Raw genomic sequence first — 21,712 nt, 5'->3', positions numbered from 1 at the left:
GTTTTTTTTGCTAGCAGACAACGTTGTCTCAGTAGACAAACTCGTCTTCGCTAACATCCATCAACGCGTCAGCCCCCGCTAGCATAGCCGCCTTGTGGGTTGCAGTGCGCGGCAGCAGGCGCTGGAAGTAGAAGCGCGCCGTTTTAACCTTACCTCGGTACAGACCGTTGTCTTCACCGGCATCCAATTTCTGCTGGGCCACCTCGGCCATTTGCGCCCAAATGTAGGCAAATGCGACATAACCGGAGTACATCAGGTAATCCACCGACGCCGCGCCGACTTCGTCAGCATTGTTCATCGCTTTTTCACCCACCGCCATGGTGAGCTCGCCCCACTCTTTGTTCAGCGCCGCCAGCGGTTCAACAAATTCAGTCATCGCACTGTTGTCTTTGTGAGACTCGCAGTACTTGTGAATGATTTTGGTAAAGTGACGCAGCACTTCGCCACCGCTGCCCATTACCTTGCGGCCAATCAAGTCCAGCGACTGAATACCAGTGGTTCCTTCGTACACTGTTGAGATGCGGTTATCACGCGCGATGCGCTCCATGCCGTGCTCACTGATGTAGCCGTGACCACCAAATACCTGCATGCCAAGGTAGGTAACTTCTTGGGCCGTTTCCGTACAGAATGCCTTGGCAATGGGTGTCAGTAACTCCAACAACTTGCCCGCGTGTGCCTGCTGTTCTTCATCGCCGTGCTTGGTTAAATCCACCTGTTGAGCCAACCAGTAGATGAACGCGCGCTGGCCTTCCACAAAGGCCTTCTGAGTAAGCAGCATTCGGCGCACATCGGGGTGAACAATAATCGGGTCGGCGGGGCCATCTGGGTTCTTCGGCCCTGTCAATGAGCGCATCTGCAAACGCTCGCGGGCATAATCCATCGCACCCTGATAGGCGATCTCACCCATGGCCAGCCCTTGCAAGGCGGTCCCCAAACGGGCGGAGTTCATCAGCTTAAACATAATTTCCAAGCCGCGATTCTCTTCGCCCAACAACACCGCCCGCGCGCCGTCGTAGTTCATTACGCAGGTCGCCGAGGCTTTCAAACCCATTTTCTTTTCAATGGAGCCGCAGTTGATGTTGTTGAAGTCGCCCGTTGAGCCGTCTTCATTCACCCAGTATTTCGGCGCGATAAACAGTGACACGCCCTTGGTGCCCTCAGGCGCCCCGTCAACACGCGCCAAAATGGCGTGAATGATGTTGTCGGTCATATCCTGCTCGCCACCCGAGATAAAGATCTTGGTGCCCTGCAGGGTGTAGGTACCATCGTCATTCTTGGTGGCTTTTGTGCGCAGCAGGCCGACGTCGGAGCCACAGTGCGCCTCGGTCAGACACATTGTGCCTGCCCACTCGCCGCTTAGCAGTTTGGGGAGATAGCGCTGTTTTTGCTCCTCAGTGCCGCCGTTAAGCAGGCAGGTAACGGGAGCCAATGCGAGGCCGCCGTACATACTGAATGCCCAGCTCGGGGCGCCGACCATTTCACCAATCACCGTGCCAAGCGACGAAGGCAAGCCCTGGCCACCGTCTTCAGCAGGTACACCCAAGGCCTGCCAGCCGCCTTCGCCCCACTGGCGAAAGGCTTCCTTGAAACCATCTGGCGTAGAGACCTTACCATCAACGAATTTACAGCCCTGCTCATCACCAGTAGCGGCAATGGGGTTAACGACGTTCTCTGCGAACTTGGCCCCTTCGCTAATGATCGCATCCATCAGGTCACTGCTAAGCTGCTCACAGCCCTGCAGACCAGCATAGTGTTGTTCACTATTAAGGAAGTCATTCAAGACAAAATCGATATCACGCAGGGGAGCTTTATAATCGGCCATCACGAACCTCGTGGTGCATAATCTATTGGACAAAACGAGGCCGAAGCATAGCAGATACGCCGAAACGGTTGAGTAACATTGGGGGTCAATACAAGAACAGTTCGTGCGCCTAGCGGCCGGCCGCCCTTACTCGGCGTCAGCCGCCAGCCAGCAGTAGGCATAGGGCGGCAGCATTAGATCGCCGCGCTCGGCGCCAATCTCCGCGCCGCTGAGCAATTCCCGCCAGCGCAAGCCAGCATCGAGATTCAGCTCGGCAAGGGGCAGTCGCTGCGTGTCCGCACTGAGGTTGTAGATTGCCAGCAGGGTTTGCTCTGCGCCTTCAACAACGCTCTCTCGGCGCAGGCCAAACAGGGCGCTGCCCAAGTGAAGCGGGTACTGGGCGGCATTGGGGTGAAACGCCGGCTGCTGAGCGCGCCGACGAATCATCGCTTTAAGGGTATCGAATATCCGCCGGTGATGACCGCCCTCCGCCAGCGCGCTGGCGAGCTCGTCAGCCTGCCACTGGTGACGATTAATCGCGCGGTTGTGGTTGCTATGCGCTACGCGCTGCTCATCGTTAGGCGTCGCCAATAGGCTGTGAATATAAAACGCGGGTATGCCCTGCAGGGCCAGCATCAAAGCGTGAGCGCAGAGAAAACGCGCCTCCTGGAAGCCATCCTCGCCCGCGCCCTGGCGCTGGCGCATCGCATCGAACAAGCTAATGTTAATCTCGTAGGGGCGACTGGCACCACTACCCAAGGCGCGCCACGACACCCGGCCACCGCTGCGCTGCATCAGCGCCACCAGGTCATCAATTTCGGCATCGCTCAACAAGCCCTCGGCCGGGCGCAAACCAATGCCGTCGTGAGAGGCAATAAAGTTGAAGTAACTGGTACCGTCCTGCGCCGCTGGCATTCCCATCATCCAGTTAGTCAACGCGGCGCTGTCACCGCTGACCAGCGCATTGAGCAGCAGTGGCGGCAATGAGAAGTTGTACACCAGATGCGCTTCATTGGCGTTGCCGAAGTAGGCCAAATTTTCTCGCAGCGGGATATTCGTCTCTGTAATCAGAATGGCATCTGGCGCGGCGTGCTCAACCAAGCTGCGAAACAGCCTGACAATTTCGTGGGTCTGACTCAAATTTAGGCAGCTGCCACCGACCTCCTTCCACAGAAAGGCAACCGCATCGAGACGAAAAATTTTTACCCCCTGATCCAGGTAGTGCCGAATAATGCGCACAAACTCCAGCAGCACCTCGGGGTTGCGAAAATTGAGGTCAACCTGGTCGTGGCTGAAGGTGCACCAGACATGGCGCTTACCGTCTAGCGTTTGCACCTCCGCCAGCAAATCGCTGGTTCGCGGCCTGACCACCGCAGACAGGTCCCATTGCGGGTCACCCTCTACGAAGTAGTCCTTTCCCGGGTGGCGGCGCTGCTTGTAATTTTCAAACCACTGACTGCGGCTGGAGCAATGATTGACGACCAAGTCAGCCATTAGATCGAAGTCGCGAGCAATGGCGCTCACGTCCTGCCACTCACCCAGCGCCGGATTCACCTCAACGTAGTTGATAACCGAAAAGCCGTCATCAGAACTCCAAGGATAGAACGGCAAGATATGCACACCACTGATCACCCCACGGCATTCGCTGCGCAAGAAGTCGTGCAAGGTATGCAGCGGCCACTCCCCCTCTTTGAGCAATGAATCGCCGTAGGCAATCATTAAACAGTCGCGCTCGTCCCACAGGTTCTTGTGTGGCTCAGGCATAAAACAGCGCTGATTGAGGTCCATCAGCGCAATCATTTTTTCTACGAGCTTGTCAGCATTTTCAGCGGGGTAGATATGCTCAACATGCGCATAGAGCTTGTCTTTCAAGTGCTGCTGGGCGTCGCTACCTGTCATTGGCTGTACTCGGCCATATCAGCGTCCACCGCCGCCAGCAATTCGCCGGGAAGTCGGGGCTCAGCGCTACACACGCGGTTCCAGCTGGGAATGAAGGGCGTCTCCATCGGGTTGTCGAGAAAATCATTGCCCGCTTTAACAATATTGCCGGCAAACAACTCCACCGCCTCTTCCTCTCGGTGAAGATCCAGGTCCAGACCATTCATCACGGCGTCATTGCGATAGCTCTCAACAAAGTCCAAGGCCACGCGAAAATACGTTGCTTTGATGGAGCGGAAGGTCTCGCTGTTAAACACCACGCCGGTAGTCGCCAACTTGCGAAAAATCGCCTTGGATATGTCGATAGACATTTTCGACAAGCCACCGGCGTCGTTATCGGCAGACAGTGATTGATGCTTGTGATCGTAGGCATCCGCGATGTCTGCCTGACAGAGACGGTTCGTCGAGTAATTGCGGTACATCTCCGACAGTACGCCGATCTCCAGCCCCCAGTCGCTGGGGATACGCAGGTCATTGAGCACGTCTCGTCGCATGGAGAATTCTCCGGACAAGGGGTAGCGATAGCTATCCAAATACTCCAAGTAATCGAGATCACCAAAAATCTTTTTGAGTGAGCGAATCAAGGGGGTCACCAACAAGCGACTAACCCGGCCATTCATCCTGCCGTCGGCAACCCGCGCATAGAAACCCTTGCAAAACTCGTAGTTGAAAGCGGGGTTGGCAACCGGATAAAACAGCTGTGCAAGCAGGCGTCGATCATAGGTCAATATATCGCAGTCATGCAGCGCGATCGCCTCACTGTCGCCAGACGCCAATATGTAGCCGAGGCAATACCAAACGTTTCGCCCCTTGCCCGCCTCGAGCGGCGCCAGCCCGCGCCCTTGCAGTTTGGCATCCAGGGCGCGCAGGCGCGGACCATCATTCCATAACACTCTGTGACGCTGAGGAAGGCGGTTGAAAAAGGCCAAGGCGTGGCGGTACTGCGCCTCATCCGCTTGGTCTAAGCCGATCACCACCTCGTTGATGTAGGGGACTTTGGCGATTTCATCAATGATATTCGCCAGTGCCGGTCCCTCAAGCTCGGAGAACAGCGATGGCAACACCAGCGCCATCGGCCGATGTTGCGCGAATTGGCTGAGCTCTGCCTCAAGGGCTTCAATGGGGCGATCAACCAGATTATGCAATGTGGTGATGATGCCGTTTTGATAAAAATCTGCCATGGGGTTTCCCTGTCGTTATTGTCCGTCTGTGCGTGCCGCCTCGCTGCCCTAGCATTGTCGAGGTGGCAATCAGACGCCCGATTACCTATACATTACTAGGCATTTTCCGTGCCGTTTCTAGCGTTGTCGTCCAACAGCGCTAATACAGCGCTATTCCACCCCTCAGGGCCAACAGCATCGGTTAATTGTAGGCGCCCTCTCGGCGCAGGAACCGGCGGTGGCGCATTGGCATGGGAGCGAATCAACACCGCCTCATCCGCCAGCGCGAGCATGGGCACATCATTCCCGCCGTCACCCAAGGCAATGGTGCGAGGGGCCTGGCAGCCCTCGACCAGACGAGGCGCCAGCCAGAGCATGGCCTGCCCCTTGTCGCAGTGGTCGCTGATATGAATAAATCGTCCGCCACGCTGAGCTCGGAGCCCCTCCGCCGTTAACCGTCGCTCAAAGCGCTGCCAGCTCGCATCGTCGCCCTGCCAGACAATCGGCTCGGAATATTCCCGCTGCAAAGCCGCCTCCGCTTCATTTTGGGTCAACCCGGTTTCGTCGCACAACTCTGGTGCACTCATATCCGCAAAGCCGCGAAAGCGAACCCCCTCCTCCGCTCGCCACTGGTGCAAGCGTGGAAGGAAGTCCTCTCGACAGCGGGCCAATTGCTTTACCCGCCCCCAGCGACACTCGCGCAAGCCGTCCGGCGCATTCTCCGGGTAAATCACCGCCGCGCCATTCTCGACAATGTAGGGATAACGATTGTTCAGCTGTTGGCGGAGTACTGACATCTCGGCGGCCGTTTTGCTGCTGTTCAATATCCAGGGGATGTTGCGCAACGCCAGCAACGCCAGCGCTTGCGCGGCCGCCGCAAACGAGTAGCTGTCGTGGTCGAGTAAGCTGCCATCTAAGTCGGTAAACACAACACAGGGCTTCACGAGTCTGCCTCCCGGTACTGTAATGCTCGCACTCGGCGCTGAGCGTCAAGCACCATGCAGGCATCGGCCTGCGCCGGCAACACCGTAATGGCATGCCGCGTTAAGCGCTCGTAATGGCTGATAAACCGATGTATCTGGGCGGCGCTCATAAACTGTGCGTTGGGGTCATTCGCTCGCCGAGCCATTAGCTTTTTTTCCTGTTCACTGCGCCAGTGTGCCACACAGTCAAAGCTCGGCGCCTGCAGCATCAGTAAATAATCGAGCTCGGCAAACAGCGGTTGATACACCGCTTGCAACTGCTCATTCACCCAGCGGCGCCAGTTTCCCGAGGCATCTTCGCCATGCTCCAGGGCGTTAATTGGGTCACGTAATTCGGCATCCCGCTGAGGGGGCACCCCCAGGCACCAGCCCTCGAAAATCACCACATCGACACCGCTCACCTGAGGCCATTCGACTGAGGGAAAGGCGCGATCCCGCGCTTTATCAAATCGCGGTAACGAGCACGCCTCGCCTGCCCTGAGCGCGGACAAGGTGCGACGAGCCAAGGCAACATCGTGCGTGCCAGGCACGCCTCGGGTAGCGAGTAAGGGGTGAACCTGCTGCGCCAATTGTTCGCGCTGTTCAGGGGAGAGGTAGAAATCATCCAAAGAGATAGCCGCCACGCGAAGGCCACAACACTCACTCAAATACCATTGATAAAAGGCCGTTAACGTGGATTTACCACTGCCTTGCGCGCCGTGAATACCCAGCACGCGAACACCCTCGGCCGGGGCTGCCAGATACCCCTGAATAAAGGGCAGAAAATACTCATGGATTTGCTGGGAATACCTGGCCGGCAACGACTCACGCTGCAAAAACGCTGCGATACCAAGTTCTAATTGAGACACTCAATGCTTCTCCTTGAATTCTTATAAGCATAATAGCCACCAATAAAAGCGGCCGCTCAAGGTAAACAAGCAGGTTTCTTGCCAGCAACGGCGACAGGGTGAAACACGGGGGGAAAATACGAAAGTGGGGAACCCAGGGGGGACAGGCCGATGGCTACCGGCCCGTCAAACCGCTCAATCAGTGCACGTGACCGTGAGCAATTTCCTCTTCGCTTGCCTGACGCACGTCGGCAATGCTGACTTCGAAGTGAAGTGTTTGGCCTGCCAGTGGATGGTTGGCGTCGACCGTGACGTTCTCGTCATCAACCGCTTTTACAACGACCATCTGCACTTGACCACCAGCGCCCTGCGCCTGGAACTGCATACCCACCTCGATCTGCTCTACACCTTGGAAAGCGTCGCGGGGCACAGCTTGAATCAGCTCGGGGTTGAGCTCGCCATAGGCGTCGCCTGGCTGAACAGTCACTTTCAATTCATCACCCGCGGCTTTGCCTTCCAGCTCGCGCTCAAGACCGGGGATAATGCCGCCATGGCCATGCAGATACGCCAGGGGATCCTGACCTTTTGATGAATCGAGTTCCACACCGTTGTCATCGGTGAGGGTGTAGTGAAATGCCACCACGCAATCGTTGGCAATATTCATGGGAACCTCCCGTTAAAATGAGGCGGCAAGCATGACAGCTTTAGCCGACGAGGTCACGCGAAGCGGCGGTTCAGGCCAGGGTTTGGGGAATATTTGTCCGATTAATGGGGCATGGCCAAGTGTTCTCTAAGCCACTTGCAAGCGCTGTCGCGCGAGGGAAATAACTCTAGTTTAAGTACGTGATCGCGTGGCAGACGACGAATAACATCGAAAACCAAGTCACTGCGCGGAAATTGCCGAACGATGGCGATAGCCTGTAAGCCCGCAACATTTCCCAAGTCGGCCTGCGCTTCAAAGCCCAGCGAGAAATCTAAGGAGCCCGTGACCAACACCGCAAACCGCGGGGGCATATGCGCGCCTATCCACGTGCGAAATTCAGTGAGGGACTGGAGCGTCAATTCACGCCCCTCGTCAATACAGAGTTCGACAATATTGCCGACTGGTCGAACGCGACCAAAACTCAACTGGTGCACCCCGGATGCCCTACAGATAAAAACTGCAGTTTACGCAGTGCCGGCGGGCGGCTATATAAGTAAATCTCGCTAGCCGTGCTCGATCATTTCCTGGCCCATATCAACGATGCGGCGGCGCAACCAAATGTGACCGGGGTCGTGCTGCAGGAGCGGACTCCAAGCCAGTTTCAGCTCGATGGGAATAATCATAAATGGCGGCTTGCGAACTGCCAGCCGTGGATCTTCGGCGTACAACTTGGCGACCTGGGTAGGCAGGGTAGCGATCAGGTCGGGGTGCCTCGCCAGCAAGGCAGCCACTTGATAGTGGCGCGTGAAAACGCGAATCTGACGTTCGTGCCCCACTTCGGCCAGTGCCTCATCCACCCAGCCCAAGCGCTGACTGTCTCTGTGGCTCATGCCACGGCCAACCCCCATACCGGTCTTGCTTACCCAGATATGCGGCGCAGCAAGAAAGGCATCCATATCAAAGTTCTCCAGCGCCTTATTCTCGCTGCTCATCAGGCAGGAAAAACTGTCGCGCCAGACGGTAGCCTGATGGAAGGATTGCGGCAAACGGTCGAAACGGTTGACCGCCATATCGATCTTGCCTTGCTCAAGGTCCTGGAAGGTCACATCGGAGGGCGTCAGGATATCCAGTGTAATATTAGGTGCCTCGTCGCGGAGCTTGAACAAGAGCCTCGTCAACAAGGTCGACTCGGCGTAGTCACTGGCCATAACCCGGAACACCCGCGTGCTCTCTGTCACTTCAAAGTCTGATACGGGCAGCACCGCCTGTTCTACTGAGGACAGAATATTCCTTACCTGCGGCTGCAGCTCCAGCGCGCGCTCTGTCGGCGTCATCCCCTCACTGGTGCGCACTAAAAGCGGGTCATTAAACAGGTCACGTAAGCGCCGCAAACCGTTACTCAGGGCTGGCTGGGTAATTCCCAACTGCTCCGCCGCTCGCGTGACATTTTTCTCGCGCAGAAGCACGTCCAGGTAAACCAGCAGGTTCAGGTCGATACGCGATAAATTCATGAGACTGATGACTCCGCTACTCAATATAATACGGGGTGATTATGGGCAGTTTTTCGCCACTTCGCCAGCAAAGCACATAGAAAGCAGGCAAAAAAAAGGCCCGGTAGAACCGGGCCAAGCCTCACTGACAGGAAATCGTTGTGGACCGGAGTCCTTAAGCGCCGTGCTTCGCTTTGTATTCAATACGGCGGCGGTGCAATACTGGTTCTGTGTAGCCACTGGGCTGTTTGACACCTTCAAAAACCAGCTCACAAGCGGCCTGGAAAGCCACACTATCGTCGAAGTTCGGCGCCATATTGCGGTAGCTTGCATCGCCGGCATTCTGGCGATCAACAACTGCCGCCATCCGCTGCATAGTTTCCATTACCTGCTCTTCGCTGCAGATGCCGTGGCGCAACCAGTTGGCGATGTGCTGACTAGAAATACGCAGTGTCGCGCGGTCTTCCATCAGGCCCACATCGTTGATGTCTGGCACTTTAGAGCAGCCCACGCCCTGATCGATCCAGCGAACAACATAGCCGAGAATACCCTGGGCATTGTTATCCAGCTCGTTCTGAATCTCTTCGGCGCTCCAGTCGGTGTTTTCGGCGACTGGGATGGTCAAAATATCTTCCAAAGCGGCGCGCTGACGGTCCGCCAACTGCTCTTGCTGGCTGCGCACATTCACTTCATGGTAGTGCATTACGTGCAGGGTGGCTGCCGTGGGCGACGGTACCCAGGCACAGTTGGCGCCAGCTTTGGGGTGGCCGATTTTGGCTTCCATCATCTGCGCCATTTCGTCTGGCATGGCCCACATGCCCTTACCGATTTGCGCCTTGCCACTGAGGCCGCAGGCCAGACCGATATCGACGTTCCAGTCTTCGTAGGCGTTGATCCAAGCCTGTTGCTTCATGTCAGCCTTGCGGACAAAAGCGCCGGCTTCCATGCTGGTGTGAATTTCATCGCCGGTGCGATCCAAAAAGCCGGTATTGATAAAGATCACGCGCTCACTGGCGGCAGCAATACAGGCTTTAAGGTTAACCGTGGTACGGCGCTCCTCATCCATAATGCCTATTTTCAGGGTATTGCGAGCCAGACCCAGAGCGTCTTCAACGCGGCCAAACAGCTCGGCGGCAAATGCCACTTCTTCGGGGCCGTGCATTTTCGGCTTAACGATATAAACACTGCCGGTGCGCGAGTTGCTCAGGCTGCCGGTCTTTTTCAAATCGTGCATCGCCGCCAGTACGGTAACCATGGCGTCCATAATGCCTTCAGGGATTTCGTTGCCCTGTGCATCGATAATCGCGTTATTGGTCATCAGGTGACCGACGTTACGCACCAGCAGCAGGCTGCGGCCGTGCAGCACTTTTTCTCCGCCATTGGGCGCGGTGAACACGCGGTCTTCAGCCATGCGACGAGTCTGCTCTTTGCCACCTTTGCTAAAGGTTTCGCTGAGGTTGCCCTTCATCAGGCCGAGCCAGTTGCTGTAGGCCACACACTTGTCTTCCGCGTCTACCGCAGCAACTGAGTCTTCACAGTCCTGAATGGTGGTCAGGGCAGATTCCAGGCAAACATCTTTCACCTGAGCGGCATCGGTTTTGCCAATCGGGTGGCTGCCGTCAATCTGAATATCAATATGCAGGCCGTTGTTAACCAACAGGATATTGCTGGGCGCAGCGGCATCGCCGATATAACCGGCAAATTTCTCCGGCGCTTGCAGACCGGTATTGGCGCCATTCGCCAGGCTAACTACCAGACTGCCATTTTCTACTTTGTATGCCGTGGCATCGGCGTGACTGCCTTCAGCCAGAGCAACATGCTTGTCGAGGAAGGCCTTGGCATAGGCGACAACCTTATCACCGCGAACCGGGTTGTAAGCGCCAGCGCGCTCGGCACCACCCTCTTCAGAAATCACATCGGTGCCGTACAGAGCGTCGTACAGGCTACCCCAACGGGCGTTGGCAGCATTCAGACCAAACCGGGCATTCATCACCGGCACTACCAGTTGAGGGCCAGCGAGTTCGGCAATTTCTTGATCGACGTTTTCGGTGGTAATGGTAAAATCAGCGGGCTCGGGCAGCAGATAACCCAGCTCTTCCAGGAAAGTTTTATACGCCGCCATATCCGGCTTACCCGGGTTGGCGCGGTGATAATCGTCGATCTTGGCCTGAATCTCGTCCCGCTTGGCCAACAGAGCTTTGTTCTTTGGCGCCAGATCAGCGACAATCTCGGCCAGTGCAGACCAGAATGCGTCGGGCTCGATGCCGGTACCCGGGGCAACTTGCTCATTCACCAGACGGTACAAGACCTCGGCAATCTGAAGACCACTGTGTTCTACCCGGTTGATTTGCTGCGCTGACATCTGCCACTCCTTCTAGCGTCGGTGAGTCTGTAAACCGCCCTTCATATAAGAAGCATGAATGTTAACAGCTAACACATGCAAATCAGAGATAACGGCTTAGAAGTACATCCTAGCTACCCGCCAATAATTTCACAAATATATCCACATTATGCTTGTTATTCATTTATTAAATGGTGGACGGGCAGCAGGCCCCGCAGCAATTTATTAAAATAGAAATCGCTTAACATAAGCGAAGCAGCACAACCCCCAGCAATATTCCCACCGAAAATACCGAATATAGAATCTATAAATTAGAAAAATTTATAGGTCGCGAGTACACTAGCCTGCGTTAAACCACCCACCGCAATGAAAAGGGACCGCATATGTCATCGTTAGAAGCAGACATCCAATCCATCGCCGGACTTAAAGAACAAGCCGGTAGCCCATGGGATGCTATCAACCCCGAATCTGCCGCGCGCATGCGTGCTCAGAACAAATTCAAAACCGGCCTGGACATTGCCAAGTACACTGCTGGCATCATGCGTCGCGACATGGCCGAGTTCGACAAAGACAAAACCAAGTACACTCAGTCTCTGGGCTGCTGGCACGGTTTTGTTGGTCAGCAAAAGCTGATCTCTATCAAAAAGCACTTCGGCTCAACTGAGCGCCGCTACCTCTACCTGTCTGGCTGGATGGTTGCTGCACTGCGCTCTAGCTTTGGCCCTCTGCCTGACCAGTCTATGCACGAGAAAACCGTTGTTGCCGACCTGGTAAGAGAGCTGTACACCTTCCTGCGCCAAGCTGACGCACGTGAGCTGGGTGGCTTGTTCCGCGAGCTGGACGCAGCGCGTGAAGCTGGCGACAGCGCTAAAGAAGCTGAAATCCAAAGCAAGATCGACAACCACGAAACTCACGTTGTACCCATCGTTGCAGACATCGATGCCGGTTTTGGTAACGCTGAAGCGACTTACCTGATGGCCAAGCAAATGATCGAAGCCGGTGCATGCTGCCTGCAGATCGAAAACCAGGTTGCCGATGAGAAGCAGTGTGGTCACCAGGACGGAAAAGTAACCGTACCTCACGCTGACTTCCACGCTAAGCTGCGCGCGCTGCGTTACGCATTCCTTGAGCTGGGTGTTGATGACGGTGTTATCGTTGCACGTACTGACTCTGAAGGTGCTGGCCTGACCAAAGAGATCGCTGTTGTTCGCGAGCCAGGCGACCAAGGTGACATTTACAACTCTTTCCTGGATTGTGAAGAAGTTGCCCCAGAAGACACTGCTGAAGGCGATGTACTGATCAGCCGCAACGGCAAGCTGGTTCGTCCTAAGCGCCTGCCTTCAGGTCTGTACCAGTTCCGCCAGGGCACTGGCCACGAGCGTTGCGTATTTGACTGCATCGAAGCGATCAACGCTGGCGCTGACCTGCTGTGGATCGAAACTGCAGTACCGACTGTTCACGAAATCAAAGGCATGATGGACGAGATTCGCAAGGTTCACCCCGATGCGAAACTGGTTTACAACAACTCGCCTTCGTTCAACTGGACACTGAACTTCCGTCAGCAGACTTACGATGCATGGGCGGCTGAAGGTAAAGACGTTTCTGCTTACGACCGTGACAACCTGATGTCTGCTGAGTACGACGACTCTGAACTGTCTGCTGCAGCTGATGCGCGTGTACGCACCTTCCAGGCAGACACTGCCCGTGAAGCGAACGTATTCCACCACCTGATCACTCTGCCGACTTACCACACTACAGCACTGTCTGTAGACAACCTGGCGAAAGAGTACTTCGGTGACAAAGCAATGCTGGGTTACGTTGAAGGCGTTCAGCGTAAAGAGATCCGTCAGGGTATCGCCTGTGTTAAGCACCAAAACATGGCCGGTTCTGACCTGGGCGACGATCACAAAGAGTACTACGCAGGTGAAATGGCACTGAAAGCAGGTGGTGCGAAAAACACCTCTAACCAGTTCAGCTAAATCTGAACACGCGTTAGGCGACGTGCCCGGCAATTAGCAACACGCGGGGCACAGCGCACTTGCGAATCGAAAGGCGACACCTTAAAAAGGCGTCGCCTTTTTTGTGGGCAGAATTAGCTAAATAAGATAATCGCAGACCTTTTAGGGCCCGCAGAGATATTGCTAAGCTGTGCAAAGCTTCCCTAAACTTCTACATGCTTTCCAACTCAAACCGACTGTGTAACTTCTACTATGACTGACGCACCAGATTTTCTTAAAGATGCCAGGGCTTTATTAAGCGAACAGGGCTTTACCACCAGCAGCACGTGGTATCACGGTACCTCTTCGGCGCTGGTTGACGCCATCATGGAGCAGGGCTTAAAACGCTCCGGCGACAAGGCACTGAAGCAAGCGGCCAAAGAAACCATGGCCACTATCGGCAATAGCTATTCCGAATCCATTGAGCCGGTCTTCTTAACCCAGAGCAAGGAATTGGCTTTTTACTGGGCCGAGCAAACCGTGAGAAATCGCCTCGTAAGGTTTCAGGGCGAGGAGCAGCCAGTTGTACTTGCGGTAACACTTCCTGAAGAACTGAACGCCAAAGTGAAACCCGATGTAGGCGCCGCCAGCTTATTATTAGTCGAAGAGGGCGAGCAATTTATGGCTTATCTGGCAGGTATTTACCAAACTAACAATTTCGACGCGCCCGAAATAGACCTAATGAAAGCCGACCGCTTGGAGTACCTAAATAAATTGGGCATGGCCTATTACGATGCAGATATTAGTGCATCGTGCCTCGCTGTAGTCACAGACTAAGGCCCAAACCGAATCATTTATTTTATGCTCAGCGCCAACACTGCCGCGTTGAGCCCCGGAGGAAAATCATGCCCATCTCTACACCCGATCTCTGCGACGAATTCGGCGACGACGTACGCGTTCTTGAACTGCCGCTGCGCCACTACGGCGCGACTCACAATTTCGGCGGCCAAGTTGTCACCATTAAGTGCTTTGAAGACAACTCCCTGGTTGCCGAGCAAGTTAAACAGCCTGGCGAAGGCCGCGTATTAGTCGTTGATGGCGGCGGCTCAGTGCGACGTTCACTGCTTGGAGACAACCTTGCTGGCGCCGCGGTTAAAAATGGTTGGAGCGGTATTATCATCTACGGCTACCTGCGCGATGTGGAAGAGATCGCCCCGATGGAGCTAGGCATATTGGCACTGGGCAGCGTGCCGCGTAAAACCGAGAAGCGCAACGAGGGGCAACTCAATGTTGCCCTACACTTTGGTGCTATCGATATCGCACCGGGCGACTATGCCTATGCCGATGAAACCGGCGTTATCTTCTCCAGCAAAGCGCTGGTAAGCTAACCGATTCAAGGGGGCGCAGGGCCCCGCTAAAATAATAAGGGGAACAGCAATGAAACTGGGACTACTACTGGGCTACTCAGGTGCGAAATTAACGCTGCCAATGGATGACATTAAACACGCCGAAGCCCTGGGCTTCGACTCAGTGTGGACAGCTGAAGCCTATGGTTCTGATGCCGTTAGCCCGGCCGCCTGGATACTTGCACAAACCGAAAAAATTAAGGTGGGTACTGCCATTATGCAGATGCCTGCTCGCAGCCCCGCCATGGCAGCGATGACGGCAATGAGCCTGGACTCCCTGTCCGATGGCCGCTTTATCGTCGGCCTGGGTGCATCGGGACCGCAGGTGGTGGAAGGCTGGCACGGCGTGCCCTACGGCAAGCCCGTCACCCGCACCCGCGAGTACATCAAAATTATGAAGCAGATTTTCGAGCGTAAAGGCCCGCTGGAGTTTGACGGCAAGATGTACCAGATTCCCAACAAAGGCGAAGGCACCACCGGCCTGGGCAAAGCGCTTAAGTCAATTTTGCACGGCGACCCCAGCATCCCCATTTACACGGCGTCCATCACTCCCGCCGGGGTAGCCGCCTCGGCCGAAGTCGCCGACGGCGTATTCCCGGTGTGGATGAGCCCAGACAAATATTCGGTGCTTGAGCCCGCGATCAACAAGGGCCTGGAGAAGAGTGGCCGCAGCAAGGCCGACTTCGATGTCGCCCCCTTTGTCGGCGTTATCATGGACGACAACCTCGATGGCTGTCGCCACTTCATTAAAGACTTCCTCGCGCTATATATTGGCGGCATGGGCGCCAAGGGCAAGAACTTCTACACTGACTACGCCACCCGTATGGGCTACGGCGACGCGGCAGAAAAAGTGCAGGACCTCTACCTGGCCGGCAAGAAGGATGAAGCCCGCGAAGCGGTGCCCAACGAACTTGTCGACGAGGTCGCGCTGGTTGGCCCAGAAGCCCGCATTCGCGAGCGCGCCCAGGATTGGAAAGCAGCGAATCAACGCGGCGAAGTCGGCACAATGATCCTCAACTGCCAGCAGGCTGAAGCCCGTGAAGTAATGGCGGACTGCTTCCTGTAAGCGCAAACATCACAGCCCCCCACTGCCCGACTTCGCTTTTCTGCGAAAGTCGGGCAGACTCTTAGCCATACCCTCCTACGTGACAGGACACTACCAGCAATGACCGCTGTTACCCGCCGACTCGCGATGGCCATTCTCAATGGCTTCGATGCGTTTTTCGCCGAATTTAAAAATATCACCCTCGGCGCCCAAGCCCGTTTTGAAGCCGCCGATTGGCACGGCTCTCAAGAGGCGATGCGCGCGCGCCTCAACCTCTGGAAGCAAAAACGGGTCATTGTCGCCGAAGCCGCCCACACCATTACCGGCGGCAGCGTGCAGGACCGCGAGCACTGGGAAGTTGCCAAGCAAGAATACGCCGAGCTAATTCAGAATCACGACAATTACGAGATTGCACAATCCTTCTTTAACTCCATTTACTGCTACGTCTTCGAGCACGAAAAAATTCGGGATCAACACACCTTTGCCACCACACCGGCAGGACACCGAGGCCCAATCGACAGCGACTCTATTCTCCGGCGCTACAAGTTCAACGGCGATAATGGCGCCGCCATCGTCAAACAAATGTTGGACGACTGTGAGTTCAATATTCCCTGGGAAGACCAGCAGCGCGACATTCAATTTGTCATGAACGTCGTCAACCAAGACCTGGTTCCCCGCATCCCCGAAGGCACTGGGGAGATCTGGGTCGAGACCCTGGAGTCACTATTCTTTCGTAACAAAGCGGCGTATTTGGTTGGGCGCGCCTACAGCGGCAATTTCAGCAAGCCCTTCGTGCTGCCGATCCTGCACTCCGATGACGGTTCGCTCTTCGTCGACACCCTGTTGCACGAGCCTGACGACCTCTCAATTCTTTTCAGCTTCAGCCGCAGCTACTTCATGGTCGACGCCTCGATTCCTTCGGAATACGTGGCATTTTTACGACGCCTCATGCCGCACAAAGAGGTGTTTGAACTCTACAACGCAATCGGTATGCAAAAGCACGGTAAAACGGAGTTTTACCGCTTTGCCGTCAACGATACGTTAAACAGCGAAGATCCCTACGTGATCGCCCCCGGGATCAAGGGCATGGTGATGCTGGTATTCACCCGGCCAGACTTCGGGTACGTGTACAAAGTGATCAAAGACAAGTTCACGCCTCCTAAAGAGATGAGCCGGGAACACGTTAGAAAATGCTACAGCCTGGTAAAACGCTGGGACCGCGGCGGCCGCATGGCCGACACCCAGGAATTTAACAACCTGGCCTTTGACCGCCGCCGTTTCTCCGACGAGCTCATGGCCGAGCTCTACAAAGAGGCTCCCTCGCTGGTCGAGGAGCACGGCAATGTGTTGATACTCAAGCACGTCTATATTGAGCGGAAAATGATTCCTCTCAACCTCTACCTGAAAGACTGCAACGAAGAGCAGCTTTACAGCGTGATGGACGAATACGGCAGCGCCATTAAACAGCTCGCCGCGGGGAATATTTTCCCCGGCGATATGCTGCTTAAAAACTTTGGCGTTACCCGCCACGGACGCGTGGTGTTCTATGACTACGACGAAATTTGTCCACTGACCGACTGTAACTTCCGCCGCCTGCCAGAGCCCAAAACAGAGGAGCAGGCCATGGCCACTCACCCCTGGTATGAGGTCAAACCCGAGGATGTGTTCCCGGAAGAGTTTCGCCTGTTCTTCTCAGGGAATCAGCGCGCCAAGAAGGTATTTGACGAATTGCACAGCGACCTCTACGACCCCGATTACTGGCGCGAGCTGCAGGACAAGATTCGCAACGGTTATGTCGCCGACGTATTCCCGTATAGAAAGAAACAGCGCTTTCAACAGCGCGATGGCGGCAACAACAGCCCGGCCACCTCAAATTAACTCTGGCTGGGAATAACACCTATATAGGCAGCAATTTCAGGGATCGCGATTACCGTGTTAAGAAAACGCCTCAAGTTCGTACTACCACCGTTAATCGTTATCGGCGCACTGCTGCTGGCCAAGGTGCTCATCAGCAGCCGGCCAGAGCTTGTATCCCAACCCCGCGTGGACGAGCAACCGCTTGTGCAGGTGCACACCATCGAGCGCCAAGGGGCCGCGATGACCCTTGGCTCGCACGGCACGGTGAGAGCAAAAACCACCTTGCAATTAACCAGTGACGTCGCCGGCAGAGTCACCTGGGTGAACCCTGCGCTGGAGGTCGGCGCCATTATCGCTGCCGATACCCCCATCGCCAGAGTAGACCGCAGCCAATACAAACTGGCAGAAGCCCAGGCGCTACTCGCCCTGCGCGATGCCGAGCTAGCCTTGGCAGACACCCGCAGCCGCTTTGAAACCCGCAACCCACGCCACCCGCAAATTCGACGGGCGCGCGCCCAGATTGCCGCCGCCAAAGCGCAAATCCGCAAGGCCAATGTCGACCTTTCGCGGACAGAAATCTCGCTGCCGATGGAAGCGCTGGTCAGTATCAAACAAGTGGCTCTCGGGCAGTATGTGGCTCCCGGCAGTGTCCTCGCCAGCTTTCAAGCGGTCGACCAAGTAGAGATTCCCCTGCCGATTAGCCACGCCGAGTTAGAGATGCTGGAGGCAGTCGATGGCGCCAGCGTTACGCTCCATGCCATCGACCAACAAACCGGTCGCTGGCAAGCGCGCCTCGGTCGCCTCAATCAACAATTGGACGACGCGACTCGGGTCGCCTATGCCGTGGCAGTGCTGGATGCCCCCTACGCAACCAAGCCGGCGTTGCGCATCGGTCAGTTTGTTCGCGCCGACATTCACGGCGTTGAATTTGACGACGCCTTTCGCATTCCCGAGAGCGCGGTTTTTGAAAACCGCTTCGTTTACCGCCTCGACCCACAGCAGCAATTGCAGAGCGTGGCGGTAACCCTACTGCAAAAGAATGCCCAATACGCCGTGGTAAGAGGAGACATAAACGTCGGCGACCAGCTGGTACTCAGCCGCCTCGACATTATGACCGAGGGCATGAAAGTTAGAGTCGAGTCGCTATGACCTCCTATGATCGCCGCAGTGGCGCCATTGGCTGGATGGCCCGCAATCCTGTCGCCGCCAACCTGTTAATGGCCGTGGTGATGCTCGCCGGGCTGGTCTCCCTGTTAGATTTGCGCAAAGAGGTCTTCCCCACAATCCCACTGGAGATGATCCGTATCACTGTTCCCTACCCTGGCAGCTCCCCCAGCGAGGTAGAGGAAGGCATTCTGATCAAAATTGAAGAAGCCCTGCAGGATATGGAAGACGTCGACGACATCATTGCTGAAGCCAATGAGAATGTCGCCACAGTGCTAGTGCAAATGCAGCCCAAGACCGATATGGCGCCGGTGCTCAACGATGTCACCTCCCGCGTTAACGCCATCGCGTCGTTTCCCGCCAATGCCGAAAAACCCATCATTGAAGAAATACTGGCCAAGAATCACACCATCAACCTGAGTATCGCTGGCGAAAAGCTTAGCGAGCATCAACTCAAAGCCCTTGCGGACGACGTGCGCGACGACCTGCTGGCCACCGGCGAGATTACCCAGATTGAACTCGTCGGTGTACGCGATTACGAGGTGGCCATCGAGCTCTCCGACAGCACACTTCGCCAGTACGGCCTGAGTTTCGACCAAGTGGTAACGCTCATTCGCAGTCGATCCGAAAACTTGCCCGGCGGCAATGTTCGCACCGACAGCGGTACGATTACTCTTCGCTCACAAGGTCAGGCCTACAGTGGCGATGAGTATCGCCGCATTCCGCTACTCACCCGCCCGGACGGCACCCGCTTGCTGCTAGGCGATATTGCCAATGTGCGCGATGGTTTCAGCGAGCAGCCTATTCTCAGCCGACTGAATGGCGCCAACGGCGCGCGGCTCACAATCTTCACCGTCGGCCGCCAGAGCACCCTCGATGTCAGCCAGTTAGTCAAAGACTACGCTGCCCAGAAGCAACTGGAATTACCCGATGGTGTCAGCCTCAATGTCTGGTTCGATAACTCGCGCATCCTCAAAGGCCGAATTGACCTACTACTCAAAAATGCGCTGCAAGGGGGCATTTTAGTTCTATTGGCACTGGCGCTATTTTTACGCCTGAGCATGGCCTTTTGGGTGTTAATCGGCGTGCCATTCAGCTTTCTTGGCGCCATGATGGTAATGAACCTTGGCTTTTTCGACTACTCGATAAACCTGATGTCGCTATTCGGCTTTTTGCTCGTGCTGGGCATTGTGGTGGACGATGCCATTGTTACCGGCGAGAGTGCCTACAGCTACCTGGAGAGAGAACAGCAAGGCTTAGACAGCATTATTCACGGGGTAAAACGCGTCTCGACAGCGACAATTTTTGGCGTGCTTACGACTATTATCGCCTTCACCCCAATGCTGACAATGACCTCGCACATCGGCCGCTTTGGCTCCAATATCGCGGTGGTCGTGATCTTCTGCCTGATCTTTTCTCTGATAGAAACCAAGCTGATCCTGCCCGCCCACCTTCGTCATATCAAGCTGGATAAAAAATCCACCGGCCCCATCGCGGCCCTGCAAAACGGCCTTGACCGCCAGCTAAAAGCGTTTGTGTACAATATTTATCGCCCCGCGTTGCAAACCTTGCTTGCGTATCGCTATGTCAGCCTCGCCGTATTTGTGGCCGGCTTTATTGTCGTTCTCAGCCTGGTGCCCGCTGGCATTGTCCGCATGGTGTTCTTCCCCGATGTTCCCTCAGACCAGATCGTAATTAGCCTGCGGCTGCCGCCCAGCGCGCCCTACCAACTCACTCATGACTACGCGCTGAAAATTGAGGCGGCGGCCACGACCGTCAATGAGCGCTACCGCGAACGCACTGGTGAAGATGTCGACGCCATAAGCAATATTGAAACCCTGAGCAGCTCCGACGACCAGGCAAGAATTTGGGCGTCCCTCGTCCCTTCGGAACAACGGCAAATCGATTCCGTTATTCTCGCCCAGTGGTGGCGAGAAGCGATTGGCCCACTCCCCGGCATTAAACAGCTGAGCTTCGATGCGAAAGCGGGCCCGGGCGAAGGCGTCGACCTCGACGTTGCGCTAGAGTCTGACGACCTCGCTGAGCTGCAGCGCGCCGCACAGTGGCTCAAAGCGGAGCTTCAGCAAATAAGCGGTGTATTCGATATCCGCGATACCTTTGGCGCCGGCGCACCGGAGGTGGATATTCGCATTAAACCCGCCGGCGAATTGCTGGGGCTCGGCCAGGCTGAAATTGCCCGCCAAGTGCGCCAAGCCTTCTTTGGTGCTGAAATTCAGCGTTTCCAACGCGGCCGTCACGAAGTGCGAGTCTACGCGAGACTGCCGCTCGCCGAGCGCAACACGCTGGAAACCCTGGAACAATTGTGGATCAAGCTGCCTAGTGGTGAGCGGGTACCCTTCAGTGAAGTGGCCGAAGCGCAATATTCCTCCGGCATTTCCAGCATCAAACGGGTCGACAGAAAGCGCGTGGTCAATATCCAAACGGGCATCGACAAAGCCACCATTGAACCCGATGCGGTGGTCGCCAAGCTCGACCGGGACGTGATGCCCACACTACTGAAACAATTCCCTACGGTTAGCTATTACTACACCGGCCAGGTGGAAGAGCAGCAAAAAGACACCCGCGAACTGCAGGTGATGGGGTCGCTGGTATTACTGCTGATTTTTGCCGCACTGGCCATTCCGCTGAAGTCCTATATCCAGCCGCTGTATATCATGTCGGCAATTCCCTTTTCAGTGGCAGGCGCCATTATTGGACACTGGCTCACCGGCAATGATCTGAGCATGCTGTCTATTATCGGTGTGGTTGCGCTCGCCGGGGTGGTGGTGAATGACTCGCTGGTTCTGGTGGACTTCATCAACCAGAAGGTTTCCGAGGGGGAGGAAAAACTCAAAGCCGTGGTCGAAGCCGGACAGATGCGCTTTCGCGCGGTGATACTGACCTCACTGACCACTTTTTTGGGGCTACTGCCCATTCAGCTGGAAACCTCGATACAGGCGCAATTCATCAAACCGATGGCCACCTCCGTTGGCTTCGGTATATTGTTTGCCACGGCGGTCACATTATTTTTAGTGCCAATCCTGTTTTTTATCGCCCATGACATCAGCCAGTTTTTTGCTAAACGACTGAGCCCAAAAACCCTCTGAAGCGTGCAAAAAA

The 21,712-nt window shown here is 55.6% G+C and carries 16 protein-coding genes; 7 read left to right on the top strand and 9 right to left on the bottom strand.

Features of this window, described 5'->3' with window-relative positions; all coding sequences use genetic code 11:
- Window positions 1-28: 28 nt before the first annotated feature.
- The 9 genes from HNR64_RS15835 to HNR64_RS15795 form a co-directional block, all read right to left on the bottom strand.
- Window positions 29-1,822: an acyl-CoA dehydrogenase C-terminal domain-containing protein gene (locus HNR64_RS15835; RefSeq protein ID WP_204997382.1), complete on the bottom strand. Its 1,794-nt coding sequence runs from the start codon at window positions 1,820-1,822 to the stop codon at window positions 29-31.
- A gap of 126 nt (window positions 1,823-1,948) precedes the next feature.
- Entirely contained in the window at window positions 1,949-3,700 is a 1,752-nt protein-coding gene (locus HNR64_RS15830) for an alpha-amylase family glycosyl hydrolase (RefSeq protein WP_204997381.1), read from the bottom strand.
- On the bottom strand, window positions 3,697-4,920 hold the full coding sequence (locus tag HNR64_RS15825; RefSeq protein ID WP_204997380.1) for a glycosyltransferase family protein: 1,224 nt from the start codon (window positions 4,918-4,920) through the stop codon (window positions 3,697-3,699). Before HNR64_RS15825 ends, HNR64_RS15830 begins: the two co-directional genes overlap by 4 nt.
- Before the next feature lie 95 nt (window positions 4,921-5,015).
- Window positions 5,016-5,843, bottom strand: coding sequence for an HAD-IIB family hydrolase (locus HNR64_RS15820; RefSeq protein WP_204997379.1), 828 nt, complete (start codon window positions 5,841-5,843; stop codon window positions 5,016-5,018).
- Window positions 5,840-6,730: a phosphoribulokinase gene (locus HNR64_RS15815; RefSeq protein WP_204997378.1), complete on the bottom strand. Its 891-nt coding sequence runs from the start codon at window positions 6,728-6,730 to the stop codon at window positions 5,840-5,842. Before HNR64_RS15815 ends, HNR64_RS15820 begins: the two co-directional genes overlap by 4 nt.
- Window positions 6,731-6,908: 178 nt before the next feature.
- Window positions 6,909-7,373, bottom strand: a complete 465-nt coding sequence (locus tag HNR64_RS15810) for an FKBP-type peptidyl-prolyl cis-trans isomerase (RefSeq protein WP_027873052.1) — start codon at window positions 7,371-7,373, stop codon at window positions 6,909-6,911.
- Between the two features lie 101 nt (window positions 7,374-7,474).
- Complete coding sequence (locus tag HNR64_RS15805) at window positions 7,475-7,837, bottom strand: hypothetical protein (RefSeq protein ID WP_204997377.1); 363 nt, start codon at window positions 7,835-7,837, stop codon at window positions 7,475-7,477.
- A gap of 78 nt (window positions 7,838-7,915) precedes the next feature.
- Window positions 7,916-8,863, bottom strand: coding sequence for a LysR family transcriptional regulator (locus tag HNR64_RS15800; RefSeq protein ID WP_204997376.1), 948 nt, complete (start codon window positions 8,861-8,863; stop codon window positions 7,916-7,918).
- A 154-nt stretch (window positions 8,864-9,017) separates the two neighbouring features.
- Window positions 9,018-11,204, bottom strand: coding sequence for a malate synthase G (locus HNR64_RS15795; RefSeq protein ID WP_204997375.1), 2,187 nt, complete (start codon window positions 11,202-11,204; stop codon window positions 9,018-9,020).
- Window positions 11,205-11,566: 362 nt separating this feature from the next.
- On the opposite strand from HNR64_RS15795, the gene HNR64_RS15790 reads away from it, so the two are divergent.
- The 7 genes from HNR64_RS15790 to HNR64_RS15760 all read left to right on the top strand — a co-directional run bounded on the left by HNR64_RS15790 (window position 11,567) and on the right by HNR64_RS15760 (window position 21,699).
- Window positions 11,567-13,162, top strand: coding sequence for an isocitrate lyase (locus tag HNR64_RS15790; RefSeq protein WP_204997374.1), 1,596 nt, complete (start codon window positions 11,567-11,569; stop codon window positions 13,160-13,162).
- 231 nt (window positions 13,163-13,393) lie between these two features.
- Window positions 13,394-13,957 (top strand): hypothetical protein, encoded by a 564-nt coding sequence (locus HNR64_RS15785; RefSeq protein WP_204997373.1) that lies wholly within the window; start codon window positions 13,394-13,396, stop codon window positions 13,955-13,957.
- Between the two features lie 68 nt (window positions 13,958-14,025).
- The gene (rraA, locus tag HNR64_RS15780) at window positions 14,026-14,508 is read left to right on the top strand and encodes a ribonuclease E activity regulator RraA (protein ID WP_204997372.1); all 483 of its coding nucleotides are present in this window, start codon (window positions 14,026-14,028) and stop codon (window positions 14,506-14,508) included.
- Between the two features lie 49 nt (window positions 14,509-14,557).
- Window positions 14,558-15,592 carry an LLM class F420-dependent oxidoreductase gene (locus HNR64_RS15775; protein WP_204997371.1) on the top strand — a complete coding sequence of 345 codons (1,035 nt, stop codon included), beginning with the start codon at window positions 14,558-14,560 and terminating at the stop codon, window positions 15,590-15,592.
- A 99-nt stretch (window positions 15,593-15,691) separates the two neighbouring features.
- Window positions 15,692-17,449, top strand: a complete 1,758-nt coding sequence (gene aceK, locus HNR64_RS15770) for a bifunctional isocitrate dehydrogenase kinase/phosphatase (protein WP_204997370.1) — start codon at window positions 15,692-15,694, stop codon at window positions 17,447-17,449.
- A 54-nt stretch (window positions 17,450-17,503) separates the two neighbouring features.
- Complete coding sequence (locus HNR64_RS15765) at window positions 17,504-18,577, top strand: efflux RND transporter periplasmic adaptor subunit (RefSeq protein ID WP_204997369.1); 1,074 nt, start codon at window positions 17,504-17,506, stop codon at window positions 18,575-18,577.
- Window positions 18,574-21,699 carry an efflux RND transporter permease subunit gene (locus HNR64_RS15760; protein WP_204997368.1) on the top strand — a complete coding sequence of 1,042 codons (3,126 nt, stop codon included), beginning with the start codon at window positions 18,574-18,576 and terminating at the stop codon, window positions 21,697-21,699. The genes HNR64_RS15765 and HNR64_RS15760 overlap by 4 nt, the downstream gene beginning before the upstream one ends.
- The last annotated feature ends 13 nt before the right edge of the window (window positions 21,700-21,712 follow it).

It is taken from the genome of Spongiibacter marinus (assembly GCF_016906995.1).
In the GTDB taxonomy this organism is placed as follows: Bacteria; Pseudomonadota; Gammaproteobacteria; order Pseudomonadales; family Spongiibacteraceae; genus Spongiibacter; species Spongiibacter marinus.
This window is presented reverse-complemented; position numbering and strand designations above follow the sequence as displayed.

Coding starts and splice junctions, on each gene's coding strand:
- HNR64_RS15835 (WP_204997382.1), bottom strand. CDS start 1,822: ATGGCCGATTATAAAGCTCCCCTGCGTGATATCGATTTTGTCTTGAAT.
- HNR64_RS15830 (WP_204997381.1), bottom strand. CDS start 3,700: ATGACAGGTAGCGACGCCCAGCAGCACTTGAAAGACAAGCTCTATGCG.
- HNR64_RS15825 (WP_204997380.1), bottom strand. CDS start 4,920: ATGGCAGATTTTTATCAAAACGGCATCATCACCACATTGCATAATCTG.
- HNR64_RS15810 (WP_027873052.1), bottom strand. CDS start 7,373: ATGAATATTGCCAACGATTGCGTGGTGGCATTTCACTACACCCTCACC.
- HNR64_RS15800 (WP_204997376.1), bottom strand. CDS start 8,863: ATGAATTTATCGCGTATCGACCTGAACCTGCTGGTTTACCTGGACGTG.
- HNR64_RS15795 (WP_204997375.1), bottom strand. CDS start 11,204: ATGTCAGCGCAGCAAATCAACCGGGTAGAACACAGTGGTCTTCAGATT.
- HNR64_RS15790 (WP_204997374.1), top strand. CDS start 11,567: ATGTCATCGTTAGAAGCAGACATCCAATCCATCGCCGGACTTAAAGAA.
- HNR64_RS15785 (WP_204997373.1), top strand. CDS start 13,394: ATGACTGACGCACCAGATTTTCTTAAAGATGCCAGGGCTTTATTAAGC.
- rraA (WP_204997372.1), top strand. CDS start 14,026: ATGCCCATCTCTACACCCGATCTCTGCGACGAATTCGGCGACGACGTA.
- HNR64_RS15775 (WP_204997371.1), top strand. CDS start 14,558: ATGAAACTGGGACTACTACTGGGCTACTCAGGTGCGAAATTAACGCTG.
- aceK (WP_204997370.1), top strand. CDS start 15,692: ATGACCGCTGTTACCCGCCGACTCGCGATGGCCATTCTCAATGGCTTC.
- HNR64_RS15760 (WP_204997368.1), top strand. CDS start 18,574: ATGACCTCCTATGATCGCCGCAGTGGCGCCATTGGCTGGATGGCCCGC.